10 protein-coding genes are annotated in these 13,469 nt (G+C 71.6%); 8 read left to right on the top strand and 2 right to left on the bottom strand.

The window, feature by feature from the left end:
• The first annotated feature begins 9 nt into the window (after nt 1–9).
• Together OOK31_RS21930 and OOK31_RS21925 are read left to right on the top strand one after the other, a co-directional pair.
• Complete coding sequence (locus OOK31_RS21930; RefSeq protein ID WP_267089001.1) at nt 10–1,296, top strand: amidohydrolase family protein; 1,287 nt, start codon at nt 10–12, stop codon at nt 1,294–1,296.
• Complete coding sequence (locus OOK31_RS21925) at nt 1,293–2,513, top strand: amidohydrolase family protein (protein ID WP_267089000.1); 1,221 nt, start codon at nt 1,293–1,295, stop codon at nt 2,511–2,513. The genes OOK31_RS21930 and OOK31_RS21925 overlap by 4 nt, the downstream gene beginning before the upstream one ends.
• 22 nt (nt 2,514–2,535) lie before the next feature.
• On the opposite strand, the gene OOK31_RS21920 is transcribed toward OOK31_RS21925, so the two are convergent.
• Nucleotides 2,536–5,622, bottom strand: a complete 3,087-nt coding sequence (locus tag OOK31_RS21920; RefSeq protein ID WP_267088999.1) for an NACHT domain-containing NTPase — start codon at nt 5,620–5,622, stop codon at nt 2,536–2,538.
• Nucleotides 5,623–5,746: 124 nt separating this feature from the next.
• On the opposite strand from OOK31_RS21920, the gene OOK31_RS21915 reads away from it, so the two are divergent.
• The 3 genes from OOK31_RS21915 to OOK31_RS21905 are packed head-to-tail and all read left to right on the top strand — an operon-like array spanning nt 5,747 to nt 8,414.
• Complete coding sequence (locus OOK31_RS21915) at nt 5,747–6,658, top strand: sterol desaturase family protein (RefSeq protein ID WP_267088998.1); 912 nt, start codon at nt 5,747–5,749, stop codon at nt 6,656–6,658.
• Nucleotides 6,655–7,341, top strand: coding sequence for a lysoplasmalogenase (locus tag OOK31_RS21910; RefSeq protein ID WP_267088997.1), 687 nt, complete (start codon nt 6,655–6,657; stop codon nt 7,339–7,341). The genes OOK31_RS21915 and OOK31_RS21910 overlap by 4 nt, the downstream gene beginning before the upstream one ends.
• Nucleotides 7,342–7,370: 29 nt before the next feature.
• Nucleotides 7,371–8,414: a zinc-dependent alcohol dehydrogenase family protein gene (locus tag OOK31_RS21905; RefSeq protein ID WP_267088996.1), complete on the top strand. Its 1,044-nt coding sequence runs from the start codon at nt 7,371–7,373 to the stop codon at nt 8,412–8,414.
• A gap of 70 nt (nt 8,415–8,484) precedes the next feature.
• Here the strand turns inward: OOK31_RS21905 and OOK31_RS21900 are convergent, their stop codons facing one another.
• The gene (locus tag OOK31_RS21900) at nt 8,485–10,029 is read right to left on the bottom strand and encodes a S8 family serine peptidase (RefSeq protein WP_267088995.1); all 1,545 of its coding nucleotides are present in this window, start codon (nt 10,027–10,029) and stop codon (nt 8,485–8,487) included.
• Between the two features lie 256 nt (nt 10,030–10,285).
• Between OOK31_RS21900 and OOK31_RS21895 the strand changes: the two genes are divergently transcribed.
• The 3 genes from OOK31_RS21895 to moaA all read left to right on the top strand — a co-directional run bounded on the left by OOK31_RS21895 (nt 10,286) and on the right by moaA (nt 13,440).
• The gene (locus tag OOK31_RS21895; RefSeq protein WP_267088994.1) at nt 10,286–10,651 is read left to right on the top strand and encodes a DUF485 domain-containing protein; all 366 of its coding nucleotides are present in this window, start codon (nt 10,286–10,288) and stop codon (nt 10,649–10,651) included.
• On the top strand, nt 10,648–12,273 hold the full coding sequence (locus OOK31_RS21890) for a cation acetate symporter (protein ID WP_267088993.1): 1,626 nt from the start codon (nt 10,648–10,650) through the stop codon (nt 12,271–12,273). The genes OOK31_RS21895 and OOK31_RS21890 overlap by 4 nt, the downstream gene beginning before the upstream one ends.
• Before the next feature lie 177 nt (nt 12,274–12,450).
• Entirely contained in the window at nt 12,451–13,440 is a 990-nt protein-coding gene (gene moaA, locus OOK31_RS21885) for a GTP 3',8-cyclase MoaA (protein WP_267088992.1), read from the top strand.
• The last annotated feature ends 29 nt before the right edge of the window (nt 13,441–13,469 follow it).

Raw genomic sequence — 13,469 nt, 5'->3', positions numbered from 1 at the left:
AGCCCCGCAGTGAACGCGTACGAAGACCCGTACCTGATCATCTCCTCCGACTGCCACGCGGGCCTGCCGACCGAGCGGTACCGGCCCTACCTCGACTCCCGCTTCCACCCCCAGTTCGACGAGTTCCTCGGCCAGCGCGACGCCCGCCGCGAGGAGGCCACCCGGCTCGGCGTGCGCAACGAGGCCTTCGCCGAGAAGTGGTTCCACGACCACGAGGAAGGCCTCAAGGGCGGCTGGGACGCGGGGCAGCGGCTGAAGGAACTCGACGGCGACGGAGTGGCCGCCGAGGTCGTCTTCCCCGACGCGGACGCCGTCGACAGCCAGACCGCCGCCCCCTTCGGGGTGGGCCTGGGCCTGTCCGGCGACCAGGACCCCGAGCTGGGCATGGCGGGGGCGCAGGCGCACAACCGCTGGCTCGCGGAGTTCGTCTCGCAGAACCCCGAACGGCACTGCGGGGTCGCCCTCCTCCCCATCACCGGCGAGCCGGACCGGGTGGTCGCCGAGATCTTCCGGGCCAAGGAGTCCGGGCTCGGCGCGCTGATGATCCCCTCCATGTGGGTGGACAAGGCGCCCTACCACGACCGCCGCTACGACCCGGTGTGGGCGGCCGCCGCCGAGACGGCGATGCCGATCGTCACCCACTCGGGGGCCGCGCCCCGCCACGAGTACGGAGACCACCTGGGCATCTACGTCTCCGAGGTCACCTGGTGGCCGGCCCGCCCGCTGTGGTTCCTGCTCTGGTCCGGGGTCTTCGAACGCCACCCGGGCCTCAAGTTCGGCGTGGCGGAATCCGGCTGCTGGTGGCTGCCGAACCAGCTCTGGTTCATGGACCGCCTCTACCTCGGTGCGCACGGCGGCAAGAAGCTCTCCCCGTTCGCCGAGCTGGGGCGCCCGCCCAGCGAGTACCTCGACCGCCAGGTCTTCATCTGCGCGACGAACACCAAGCGCCGCGAACTGGCCCAGCGCTACGAGATCGGCGTGGACAACATCCTGTGGGGCTCGGACTTCCCGCACCCCGAAGGCACCTGGCCCAACACCCGGAACTGGCTGAAGAACACCTTCCACGACATCCCGGTGGAGGAGACCCGCCGCATGCTGGGCCTGGCCGCCGCCGAGGTCTTCGGCTTCGACACGGCCGCGCTCGCCCCGGTCGCCCGCCGGATCGGCCCCACCCCGGCCGAGCTCGGCCAGTCCCCGGACCAGGCCGCCGTCGAGGCCTCCTGGGCCCGCTCCCGGGAGGTGGGCCGCCACTGGCTGACCGACAACGACTTCCCGGTCCTGGGGGTCTCGTCATGACCGACGAGCGCTACACCGTCATCTCGGCGGACTGCCACGCGGGCGCCGACCTCCTCGACTACAAGCCGTACCTGGCGAAACGCCACCACGAGGCCTTCGACACCTGGGCCGCCGGCTACGTCAACCCGTACGAGGACCTCCTCGCGGACACCGCCGACCGCAACTGGAACTCCCAGCGCCGGCTGTCCGAACTCGAAGCCGACGGGATCGTCGCGGAAGTCGTCTTCCCCAACACCATCCCGCCGTTCTTCCCCAAGGCCTCCCTGATGGCCCAGCCGCCGACGGCCGCGGAGTACGAGCTGCGCTGGGCCGGCCTCCAGGCGCACAACCGGTGGCTGGCCGACTTCTGCGCGGACGCGCCGGGGCGGCGGGCCGGGGTGGCGCAGATCCTCCTCAACGACGTGGACGCGGCGGTGGCGGAGATCCGCCGCACGAAGGCCGAGGGCCTGACGGGCGGCATCCTGCTGCCCGGCGTCCCGCCGGGCTCGCCCGTCCCGGAGCTGTACTCGGCCGCGTACGACCCGATCTGGGCGGTGTGCGCGGAGCTGGGCGTCCCGGTCAACCACCACGGCGGCTCGGCCTCGCCCCCGCTCGGTGACGAACCCGCCGCCCGGGCCGTCTTCATGGTGGAGACCACCTGGTTCTCGCACCGCGCCCTGTGGCACCTGATCTTCGGCGGCGCCTTCCGCCGCCACCCGGACCTCAAGCTGGTCCTCACCGAACAGGGCTCCGGCTGGATCCCCGGCGTGCTGGAGATGCTGGACTACTACCACGGCCGCCTGGTCGCGGCGGCGTCCACCGCGGAGGCCAAGTTCGGCGCGGGCCTGGCCGAGTCCATGGGCCGCGGCCCGAGCGAGGTGTGGCGGGACAACTGCTTCGTGGGCGCCAGCTTCATGCGCCCCCACGAGGTCCCGCTCCGGGAACGGATCGGCCTCGACAAGATCATGTGGGGCAGCGACTACCCCCACGACGAGGGCACCACGCCCTTCTCCCGCGAAGGCCTGCGCATCGCCTACGCGGGCCTCCCGCGCGAGGAGGTCGCGGCCATGGCCGGCGGCAACGCGGCCCGCGTCTACGGCTTCGACCTCCCCTACCTGGACACCCTGGCCGCCAAACACGGCCCCCTGGTGACGGAGATCGCCGAACCCCTGACGGAAATCCCCCCGGGAGCCACCAGCCCGGCCTTCGCGAGGGGAGCCTCGGTCCGGGTCTGGTGACGAACGGCTCCCGCCCGGCGGATCACCAGGGGCTCAGGCGCCGGATCCGCTCGGGCGGGATCCCGCCCGCCCCCTCGACCTCGATCTTCGCACCGAGGGTGATCTCCAGTTGGTGCAGCTCGGTGAGCGGGGAGAGGTCGTAGTGGCCGTTGAATCCGGTGAGGGTCAGACGCCTCAGTTCGGGGAGGTCCCGGAGTGTCTCCAGGCCCTGCGGGCAATGGCAGTCGTTCAGGTGCAGCTCGGTCAGCTGGGGCTGGCCGAGCAGGACCCGGGGATCCAGATCCTGCTGGTCCATCAGGCCGAGGGTGTGGAGCCCGGGCAGTGGCGTGAGCGTCGTCAGATCGGCCACGTGCGCAGCGTCCATGAGGGTCAGGGCCTTGAGGCCCGGCCATGGTTCCAGGGAGTCGAGCCGAAGGTCGGGGTGGCCCACCACGAGCGTGGTGAGGGTTCGAGGGGCCGGGAGGTCCGACACGCGCCGCACGTCTGTACGCGTGTCGAGTGTCAGCCAGTCGAGTGCGCGCAGTTCTGCCAGGGGCGAGAGGTCCAGTCCGTCGGGCAGGTTCCTCAGCACCAGGCTCTTGAGCCGCGGGAGGGCTGTGAGCGGTGCCACCCCGGACAGGTTCCGGCAGCTGTAGAGGCCCAGGTAGTCGAGCTCCTCGTGAACGGTCAGCGCGCCGAGGTCCGTCAGTCCGTTCTGGAACAGCACGACGCTCTTCAGACTGAGGTCGGCCAGGTGCTCCGGTACTCCCTCGGCATCGCTGATGTGCACGCTTTCCAGGTGCCGCAGTCCGGCGAGGGCGGCCAACTGCTCGGGAGTGCGGACCATGACCATGGTCTTACCGAGGGTGGTGTCGGCCAGTACCTCGTCGGCGAACGGGGTGGCGTCGAAGTGCTGCCAGCTCCGTGCCACCTCCCACCGCACGTTGGTGCGGGCGTCATGGCGGAAGCGGGCGATCACCCCCATGGCACGCGGTCCGCCGATCAGTGCCGCCGTCCGGACGCACGCAGCCGCCTCGTCTTCGAGAGTGGTCTCGGGGCCGGGCAACAGCTCCAGCACGAGCTCCCCCGCCTTCGCCAGCTCCTGCGCCTGTTCCGGTGTGCGCGGCGGCAACAGTTCCGCGGTCCGGGAGGCGATCTCGCGGCGGAGGGCCGGGTCCAGCTCGGGGGCGTGTTCCAGGCAGGCGGCGGCCAGCAGGACCAGCCTGCTGCGCACCCCCTTGACCTTGTCCGCGCGGCGGAGCAGGCCCCGGAGCAGGCGGGCGCGTTCGTCGGGGCGGGCGTGGCCCACCGCCATGCGGAGCACGTCGTCCCAGGTGTCGTCGTGGGCGTTCTTCACCAGCACGCCGAAGTCCCGCGACTCCACCGCCGCCTTGGCGCCCAGGTAGTCCTGGAAGGTGCGGTGGACGAAGTCCACCGAGCCCGGCACGGGTTCGCGCAGCAGCCCGCTGCGGATCAGCAGGTGCGCGAAGACCTCTTCCGCACCGCTGTGCTCCCGCACCTGCGGCATCGCGTCGAGCCACTCGGACACCAGCTCCACGGCCTCGTCCCGGCCGGCCTGCACCTGGCCGTTGCGGATCAGCCAGTACGCGAACCGCTGGAGCAGGGCGATCTGTTCGTCGCGGGTCAGGTACACCCCCTCGACCCCGGCGATCTCCCGCTCCGTGTCCCGCCGCACCAGCAGCATGTCCAGAGCGGCGTCGTACAGCTCCTTGCGGGCGCGCGGCAGCTGCATGCGGCGGTCCCGGTTGAGGGCGCAGAGCAGGGCGCACATCAGGGGGTTGGTGGCCAGCCGCCCGAGGTCCCGGCGCGCCGACACCGCCTCCAGCAGTGCGGCCTCGTACGCGTCGAGGTCCTCCCCGGCGGGGCTGCCCGCGCATTCGGCCCGGGCCGCCCGGTGCCAGTGCGCGACGAACGCCGCCACGTCCTCCCGCTCCATCGGCAGCAGCGTGTGCGGTGCGAACCCCAGCCCGGCGAGCCAGTCCTCCGGGACCGCCGACGGGCGGGTCGTCACCACGTACCGGGCCTTCGGGAAGGCGGCGACGAGCGAGCGCAGCCAGGTCTCCGTGCGGGTGCGCAGGCGCTGCGGGACCTCGTCCACCCCGTCGACCAGGACCAGCGCGCGACCGCTGACCATGAGGTCCTCGACCCAGCCGGCCGGGGCCGACAGCGGTACGCCCGAGGCCTTGAGGAACTCCTCGGGCAGCGGCAGGTTCCCGGCCCCGGTGAAGGACCGCAGGCGCAGGACGAACGGCACGCAGGTGCTCCACGGCCCGTCCGTCCGCCGGGCCGAGGTCAGTGCCAGCCACTGGAGGAGGGTGCTCTTGCCCGACCCGGCAGGGCCGCGCAGCAGCACCCGGTCGGCCGTGCCGAGCGCGTGCTCCGCCTTGGCGGTGGTCTGGCGCACGCCCGGCTCGCCGGGCAGCAGCTGTTGTTCTCCGCTGACGGTGAGGCTGATGTAGGCGACGTCCAGCGGCCATTCCTCCCGGGCCCGGCCGGTGGTCAGCCCGTACAGCTGGAGCCGTCCGTGGGTTTCGGCCACATAGCGGGCGTACCGCTCCTCGAAGGCGTACGCCGCCCCCGAACCGGTGTCGCCCAGCCGGTCCACCTTCCGCGCCAACTCGCCTGCCCTGCGGACAAGTTCCACATCGGCGCGGGCTCCGAACCCCGGCAGCGTCGTCAGGTACTCCACCGCGTGGACGCAGACCAGCCGGATCAGCTTCCGGCAGGCGGCCTCGGCCGCCGGGCTCAGTCCGGCCCCGGGCGGGACGGGCAGGGCGGCCGCCAGGGCCGCCGGGTCCAGGTCCGCCGCGAAGAGGGCATCGGCGTCGACCGTGCCCGGTCCGGTGAAGGCGTCGGCGGCCGCGTCCAGCGCGGCCAGGCGTTCGTGTGCGGGCAGCCGGTCGGCGGCGGCCCCCAGCCGGTCCGCGAGCTCCTCCGCGAGGCGGCGGATCTCCGGCTCGCCCAGCTGTGCGGCCCGGCGCCAGAGCGGCGCCGGGCGCACCCCCATGTCCGTGAGGCCGGCGCCCGGCACGCGCCCCAGGTGTGCCTTCAGCAGCATTCCGGCCGCGGTGGTCGCCGTCCGTAAGACGGCCGTCTCCAGTCCTGTCATCCCTGTCTCCCCCCAGGTGCTCTCCCGGCCCGGACCCTATCGCGCGAACCGCCGGTAACATCGATGGATACCGATCGGTAACAACCCCTAGCGGCACCCCCGAAAGCGCCTCTATGGTGCGGGCATGCCGAACCTGCCCGATGTCGTGCTGTGGTCCATACCCGCCTTCGTGCTGCTCACCGTCGTCGAGCTCGTGAGCTACCGGATCCATCCCGACGAGGACGCCGCCGGGTACGAGACCAAGGACGCCGTGACCAGCCTCGGCATGGGCATCGGCAGTCTCGTCTTCGACTTCCTCTGGAAGATCCCGATCGCCCTGATCTACGCGGCGGTCTACGAGCTGACCCCGCTGCGCGTCCCCGTCCTGTGGTGGACCGTGCTGCTCATGCTGCTCGTGCAGGACTTCCTCTACTACTGGCAGCACCGCGGGCACCACGTCATCCGGATCCTGTGGGCCTGCCACGTCGTCCACCACAGCAGCCGCAAGTTCAACCTCACCACCGCCCTGCGCCAGCCCTGGACCAGCTGGACCTCCTGGCCGTTCTACCTGCCGATGATCGCCCTCGGCGTGCACCCGGCGGCCGTCGCCTTCTGCTACTCCGTCAACCTCGTGTACCAGTTCTGGATCCACACCGAGCGCATCGGCAAACTGCCGCGCCCCGTCGAGTTCGTCTTCAACACCCCCTCGCACCACCGCGTCCACCACGCCTCCCAAGGGGGCTACCTGGACCGCAACTTCGCCGGGATCCTGATCGTGTGGGACCGGATGTTCGGGTCGTGGGTGGGGGAGACCGACAAGCCCGTCTTCGGGCTGACCAAGAACATCAGCACCTACAACCCGCTGCGCGTCGCCACCCACGAGTACGCCGCCATCGCCCGCGACGTCCGCGCCGCCAGCGGCTGGCGCGAGCGCGCCGGGCGGGTCTTCGGCGGCCCCGGCTGGCAGCCCGCCCCGGCCCCCGGGACGGCGCCCGCCCCGGCATCCACGCCCGCCCCCGAGGCGGCGCCCGCGCCGGAGCGGGAGACGGCCGCGTGAGCGCCGCCGCGGGCCGGCTGCTGCTCGGGGCCTTCGGTGCGGCGGCCGCCGCCGACCTGGGCTCGCTGCTCGCCGACTGGCACCTCGGGCACGTCATCGCCAAGCCGCTGCTGATGCCGCTGCTGGTGGCCTACGTGCTCACCCGCCGCCCCCGCGCCCCGCGGCTGCTCGTCGCCGCCCTGCTGTTCGGCTGGGGCGGGGACCTCGCGCTGCTCTTCGACGCCGAGCCGGCCTTCCTCGCCGGCATGGGCTCCTTCGCCGCCGGGCACGTCTGCTACCTGCTGCTCTTCGGCCGGGGCAGGACGTCTCCCGCGCTCGGGGCCGCGTACGCCCTCGCGCTCGTCGGGACCGTCGCCCTGCTCTGGGGGGACCTCCCGGCGGACCTGCGGATCCCCGTCGCCGGGTACAGCCTGCTGCTCACCGCCATGGCCTACCGCTCCGCCGCCCTCGGCCGCGCCGCGGGCATCGGCGGGGCGCTGTTCCTGCTCTCCGACACCCTCATCGCCACGGGGGTCGCCGAGTGGCCGCAGCTGCCCCGGCCCGACTTCTGGATCATGGCCACCTACCTCGCCGCCCAGTACCTGCTGGCCAGGGGCGCGGTGACCGCGGCCGGGAGCGCGGAGACGACCCCGGACGCGACCACCTCCGCGCAGGCGTACCGTAGGGAAGTCATACAAGACTGAACAACCCCCGACCGGAGGACTGCACCACCATGCGCGCCACCGTCATCCACGCCCCGCACGACATCCGCGTGGAGGAGGTGCCCGACGCTGCGATCCAGCGCCCCGAGGACGCCGTCGTCCGCGTCCTGCGTGCCTGCATCTGCGGCAGCGACCTGTGGGCCTACCGCGGCGAGGCCGAGCGCCAGCCCGGCCAGCGGATCGGCCACGAGTTCCTCGGCATCGTCGAGGAGACCGGCTCCGCCGTCTCGGGCCTGCGCGCCGGTGACCTCGTCGTCGCCCCCTTCATGTGGTCCGACGGCACCTGCGACTACTGCTCCGAGGGCCTGTACACCTCCTGCGTGCACGGCGGCTTCTGGGGCTCCGTGGGCCACGACGGCGGCCAGGGCGAGGCCGTCCGCGTCCCGCACGCCGACGGCACCCTCGTGAAGCTGCCCGCCGACGCCGTCTCCGACGACCACCTGCTGACCTCGCTGCTGGCCCTCTCCGACGTCATGGGCACCGGCCACCACGCCGCCCTGGGCGCGGGCGTCCGCAAGGGCTCCACCGTGGCCGTCGTCGGCGACGGCGCGGTCGGCCTGTGCGGGGTGCTCGCCGCCAAGCGCCTGGGCGCCGAGCGGATCATCGCCCTGGGCCGCCACACCGTCCGCACCGACATCGCCAGGCTCTTCGGGGCCACCGACGTCGTCGCCGAGCGCGGCGAGGCCGCCGAGGCCGCCGTCCGCGAGCTCACCGGCGGCCAGGGCGCCCACGCGGTCATCGAGGCCGTCGGCACCGAGACGTCCATGCGCACGGCCGTGAACATCACCCGCGACGGCGGCGCCGTCGGCTACGTCGGCGTCCCGCACGGCAGCGGCACCGGCCTCGACCTCGGCGTGATGTTCGACCGCAACATCTCCCTGCGCGGCGGCGTCGCCCCGGTCCGCGCCTACATCCCGGAGCTGCTGGCGGACGTGCTGAGCGGCGCGATCGACCCGGCGCCCGTCTTCGACCGCGCCGTGTCCCTCGACGAGGTCCCGGACGGCTACCGGGCGATGGACGACCGCAGCGCCCTCAAGGTCATGATCAAGCCCTGACCGGGCGGGAGCGCGAAGGAGGGGCCGGCCGGGACGACGTCCCGGCCGGCCCCTCCCCTCGTACGCCGTGTTACTTGACGGCCTTGAGGGCGTCGACGACGCCCGCGCCGTAGTAGCCCGTCTGGCCCCACTTGGTCTGGCAGGTGGTGGCGTCGATCAGGTTGCCGGTGCCGTCGTAGATCTTCTCCGGGCACGCGGTCTTCGTCGCCTGCGCCTTGAGCATGGCCTGGATCTGCGAGGGCGCGGCCCACGGGTGCGCGCTCTTGAGCAGCGCCGCGACGCCCGCGACGTGCGGGCCGGCCATCGAGGTGCCCTGCTTGTAGCCGTAGCCGCCGCCCGGGACGGTCGACAGCACGCGGCCGTTGGCGTCCGGGGTGGCCGGGACCTGCCACTTGTCGCCGCCGGGGGCCGCGACGTCCACGACGCCCAGGCCGTAGCTGGAGTAGTACGACTTGAAGCCCTTGTCACCGGTCGCGCTCACCGTGACCACACCCGGCAGCTGGGTGGGCAGGTCCAGGCAGACCTTCGGGTCGAAGGTGCGCGGCACCGGGACGGTGTCGTTCGGGCTGGTGGCGTCCTCGATCGAGGCGGCCGCCAGGTCGTGGTTGGAGTTGCCGGCCGAGGCCACGTTGAGGACGCCCTTGCGCTCGGCGTACTTGGTGGCCCGGGAGAGGGCCTCCACCAGCGCCTTCTGGTCGTCGTCGTTCTTGCAGGTGTAGTTCCACGGGTCGACGTAGTAGCTGTTGTTGGTCACCTCGATCCCCTTCTCTGCGGCGAACATGAAGCCGCAGACGACCGCCTCGGTGTAGAAGAGGCTGCTCGTGGGCTCGCTCACCTTGATCGCGGCGACCTTGACGCCGGGCGCCACGCCGCTGACGCCGATGCCGTTGCGGGCGGCCGCTATGGTGCCCGCCACGTGCGTGCCGTGGTCACTGCCGTCCGCGTACGGGCGCCAGGCGCCCTCGGTGGTGTCCGCGACACCGCCGACGCAGTTGGCGGACTGGCCCTTGGAGAAGTTGGCGGCCAGATCGGGGTGCGTGTCGTCGACACCCGTGTCGATGACGCCCACCGTGACGTCCGGGCTGCCATCGTTGATCTTGTGCGCCTGGTCGGCCTTGATCGCCCGCAGGTCCCACTGGTTGGACTCCAGGGGCTCCTGCCCGGGCTCGGCCTGCGCGGCCGCCTTCGCCGCGTCCTCGGCGCTCAGCTTCTGGGTCGTGCCCTCCTCGGTGGTCTGCACCGTGCTGAGGGGGGCCGTGCGGGTGGCGCCGACCGACACGAAGAGGTTGCGCTGGGTCCGCAGCTGCTTGGCGAAGTCCGGGTTCTGGGAGTGCGCGACGACGACGCCGATCTCGTCGTACGCCTTCACCACCGTGCCGCCGGCCTGCTCGATGGCCTTCTTCGCCTGCTTGGCCGTCCCGTACGCCGTCAGGTTCGCCACGTACGACAGCTTCGGGCCGGTGGTCGCGGCCTTCGATGCCGTCGCCGACTCCGCCGTGTTGCCCAGCGGAGCGGCCGAGGCCGCCACCGAGGGAAGGAAGGCGAGCGAGGCGGTGAGCGCCAGGCCGACCGGAACGGCGAGAGCTCGCCGGCGGCCGTGTCCCAGATGAGCCATGGGTTCTCCACATCATCCTGAAAAAGCCGTCCGCGCGCGGTCGCGCCGGACGGGTTCATGACACGCGAACCTAGTGCCGCCGTTCCCCTTTGCGCCATCAGTTCGAGGAATCAGTTTCGGAAGAACCAGCGGGTGTTGAACCGTCCCGACACGCCGGCCGTGCCGTTGACAGGGGGGATCAGCACCACCGTCCCCCCACACGGAGGTTGTTTTGTCCGTCGTCCCCACCGCACCCGCGTCACAAGGAGAACCCCCCGTGACCACCGAAGCAGCGCCGCCGACCAGCGGCGCGGGACCGGCCCCGGCGAGCCCCACCGCCGAGGAGTTCGCGCGCGTCCAGCAGAGCCCCGAGTTCGCCGAACTGCGCAGCTCCTACCGCTCCTTCGCCTTCCCGCTCACCGTGGCCTTCATCGCCTGGTACCTGCTCTACGTCCTGCTGTCCAGCTATGCGGGCGACTTCATGGGGACCAAGCTCTTCGGCAACATCAACGTCGCCCTCGTCCTCGGACTCGCCCAGTTCGCGACGACCTTCCTGATCGCCTGGCTGTACTCGCGGCACGCCGCCGCCAAGCTCGACCCCAAGGCCAAGGCCATCAAGCAGCGGATGGAGGCCGGAGAGTGAGCGCGATCCCGCACCTGACGGTCGCCGCCGGAGCCAGTGAGCACCGCCCGCTGATCATCACCCTGTTCGGCCTGTTCGTCGTCGCCACCCTGATCATCACGATCTGGGCCGGCCGCCAGACCAAGGACGCCGCCGACTTCTACGCCGGCGGCCGCCAGTTCACCGGCTTCCAGAACGGCCTGGCCATCTCCGGCGACTACATGTCCGCCGCGTCCTTCCTCGGCATCGCCGGAGCCATCGCCCTCTTCGGCTACGACGGCTTCCTCTACTCCATCGGCTTCCTCGTCGCCTGGCTGGTGGCCCTGCTGCTCGTCGCCGAGCCGCTGCGCAACTCCGGCCGCTACACGATGGGCGACGTCCTCGCGTACCGGATGCGCCAGCGGCCCGTCCGCACCGCCGCCGGCACCTCCACCATCGTGGTCTCGATCTTCTACCTGCTCGCCCAGATGGCCGGCGCCGGCGTGCTCGTCTCGCTGCTCCTGGGCATCACCAGCGACGGCGGGAAGGTCGCCGTCGTCGCCCTCGTCGGCCTCCTGATGATCGTCTACGTGACGATCGGCGGCATGAAGGGCACCACCTGGGTCCAGATGGTCAAGGCGGTGCTGCTCATCGCGGGCGCCCTGCTGATCACCTTCCTGGTGCTGCTGAAGTTCAACTTCAACATCTCCGCCCTGCTGGGCCAGGCCGCCGAGAACAGCGGCCAGAACGCCAAGTTCCTGGAGCCCGGACTCAAGTACGGCAAGGACTCGCTGTCGAAGCTGGACTTCATCTCCCTGGGCCTCGCCCTGGTCCTCGGCACCGCCGGCCTGCCGCACATCCTGATCCGCTTCTACACCGTCCCCACCGCCAAGGCCGCCCGCAAGTCCGTGAACTGGGCCATCGGCATCATCGGCGCCTTCTACCTGATGACCATCGCCCTCGGCTTCGGCGCCGCCGCCCTGCTCAAGCGGGCCGACATCCTCGCCTCCAACAAGGCCGGCAACACCGCGGCCCCGCTGCTCGCCCAGGAGATCGGCGGCGGCTCCGGCTCCACCGGCGGCGCGATCCTGCTCGCCGTCATCTCCGCCGTGGCCTTCGCGACCATCCTCGCCGTGGTGGCGGGCCTGACCCTCGCCTCCTCCTCGTCCTTCGCGCACGACCTCTACGTGAACGTCATCCGCAAGGGCAACGCCACCGAGAAGGAGGAGGTGCGCGCCGCCCGCTGGTCCACCGTGGTCATCGGCGCCGTCGCCATCGGCCTCGGCGCCCTCGCCCGCGACCTGAACGTCGCCGGCCTGGTCGCCCTCGCCTTCGCCGTGGCGGCCTCCGCCAACCTCCCGACGATCCTCTACAGCCTCTTCTGGAAGCGCTTCAGCACCCAGGGCGCGCTGTGGTCGATCTACGGAGGCCTGATCTCGGCGGTCGGCCTGGTGCTCTTCTCGCCGGTGGTCTCCGGCAAGCCCACCTCGATGTTCAAGGACGCCGACTTCTACTGGTTCCCGCTGGAGAACCCGGGGATCATCTCCATCCCCCTGGGCTTCCTCCTCGGATGGCTGGGAACCGTCCTGTCCAAGGAGAAGGCCGACCCCCAGAAGTTCGCCGAGCTGGAGGTGCGCTCCCTCACGGGAACAGGAGCGCACTGAAATCCGCCGAACACCCGCCGTGGCCGCGTCGTACTTCTCTACGACGCGGCCACGCCGCGTCTCGTTCATTCGGGCACCCCTACATGTCACAGCCGTCGCGTAGGCTCGAATACAGCGCTTCCGCGTATCCGCGACAGCGTCGACCTCTACAGAACCGGACAGGGGAGGGGGCCCACAGTGCTTCTCGACACCTACGGCCGCGTGGCCACTGACCTGCGCGTCTCGCTCACCGACCGGTGCAATCTGCGCTGTACGTACTGCATGCCCGAGGAGGGCCTGCAGTGGCTCGGCAAGTCCGATCTGCTCACCGACGACGAGATCGTCCGCCTGATCGACATCGCCGTCACCAAGCTCGGCATCACCGAGGTCCGCTTCACCGGCGGCGAGCCCCTGCTGCGCCCCGGCCTCGTCGGCATCGTCGAGCGCTGCGCGGCCCTGGAACCCCGCCCCAAGATGTCCCTGACCACCAACGGCATCGGCCTCAAGCGCACCGCACAGGCGCTCAAGGCCGCCGGCCTGGACAGGGTGAACGTTTCTCTCGACACGCTGCGCCCCGAGGTCTTCAAGACCCTCACCCGCCGCGACCGCCACCACGACGTCATCGACGGCATGGCCGCCGCCCGCGACGCCGGCCTGACCCCCGTCAAGGTCAACGCCGTCCTGATGCCCGGCCTGAACGACGACGAGGCTCCCGACCTGCTCGCCTGGGCCGTGGAGAACGAGTACGAGCTCCGCTTCATCGAGCAGATGCCCCTCGACGCCCAGCACGGCTGGAAGCGCGACGGCATGATCACCGCCGGTGACATCCTGGAGTCCCTGCGCACCCGCTTCACCCTCACCGAGGAAGGCGCCGACGAGCGCGGCTCCGCCCCCGCCGAGCGCTGGGTGGTCGACGGCGGCCCCGCCACCGTCGGCGTCATCGCCTCGGTCACCCGCCCCTTCTGCGGCGCCTGCGACCGTACGAGGCTCACGGCCGACGGCCAGATCCGTACGTGCCTCTTCGCCACCGAGGAGTCGGACCTGCGGGCGGCGCTGCGCTCCGGCGCCCCGGACGAGGAGATCGCCCGCCTGTGGCAGGTGGCGATGTGGGGCAAGAAGGCCGGCTCCGGCCTCGACGACCCGTCCTTCCTCCAGCCCGACCGCCCCATGTCGGCGATCGGCGGCTGAGGGCGCGCACCGCCGCACCGCTTCGCCCG

Origin of the sequence: Streptomyces sp. NBC_00249 (assembly GCF_026342355.1) — a bacterium.
In the GTDB taxonomy this organism is placed as follows: Bacteria; Actinomycetota; Actinomycetes; order Streptomycetales; family Streptomycetaceae; genus Streptomyces.
Note: the sequence above shows the minus strand (reverse complement) of the source record. Positions and strands in the feature narration are given on the sequence as shown.

Excerpts from the sequence above, each read along its gene's own strand:
- OOK31_RS21925 (WP_267089000.1), top strand. The coding sequence starts at position 1,293 with ATGACCGACGAGCGCTACACCGTCATCTCGGCGGACTGCCACGCGGGC.
- OOK31_RS21920 (WP_267088999.1), bottom strand. The coding sequence starts at position 5,622 with ATGACAGGACTGGAGACGGCCGTCTTACGGACGGCGACCACCGCGGCC.
- OOK31_RS21915 (WP_267088998.1), top strand. The coding sequence starts at position 5,747 with ATGCCGAACCTGCCCGATGTCGTGCTGTGGTCCATACCCGCCTTCGTG.
- OOK31_RS21905 (WP_267088996.1), top strand. The coding sequence starts at position 7,371 with ATGCGCGCCACCGTCATCCACGCCCCGCACGACATCCGCGTGGAGGAG.
- OOK31_RS21900 (WP_267088995.1), bottom strand. The coding sequence starts at position 10,029 with ATGGCTCATCTGGGACACGGCCGCCGGCGAGCTCTCGCCGTTCCGGTC.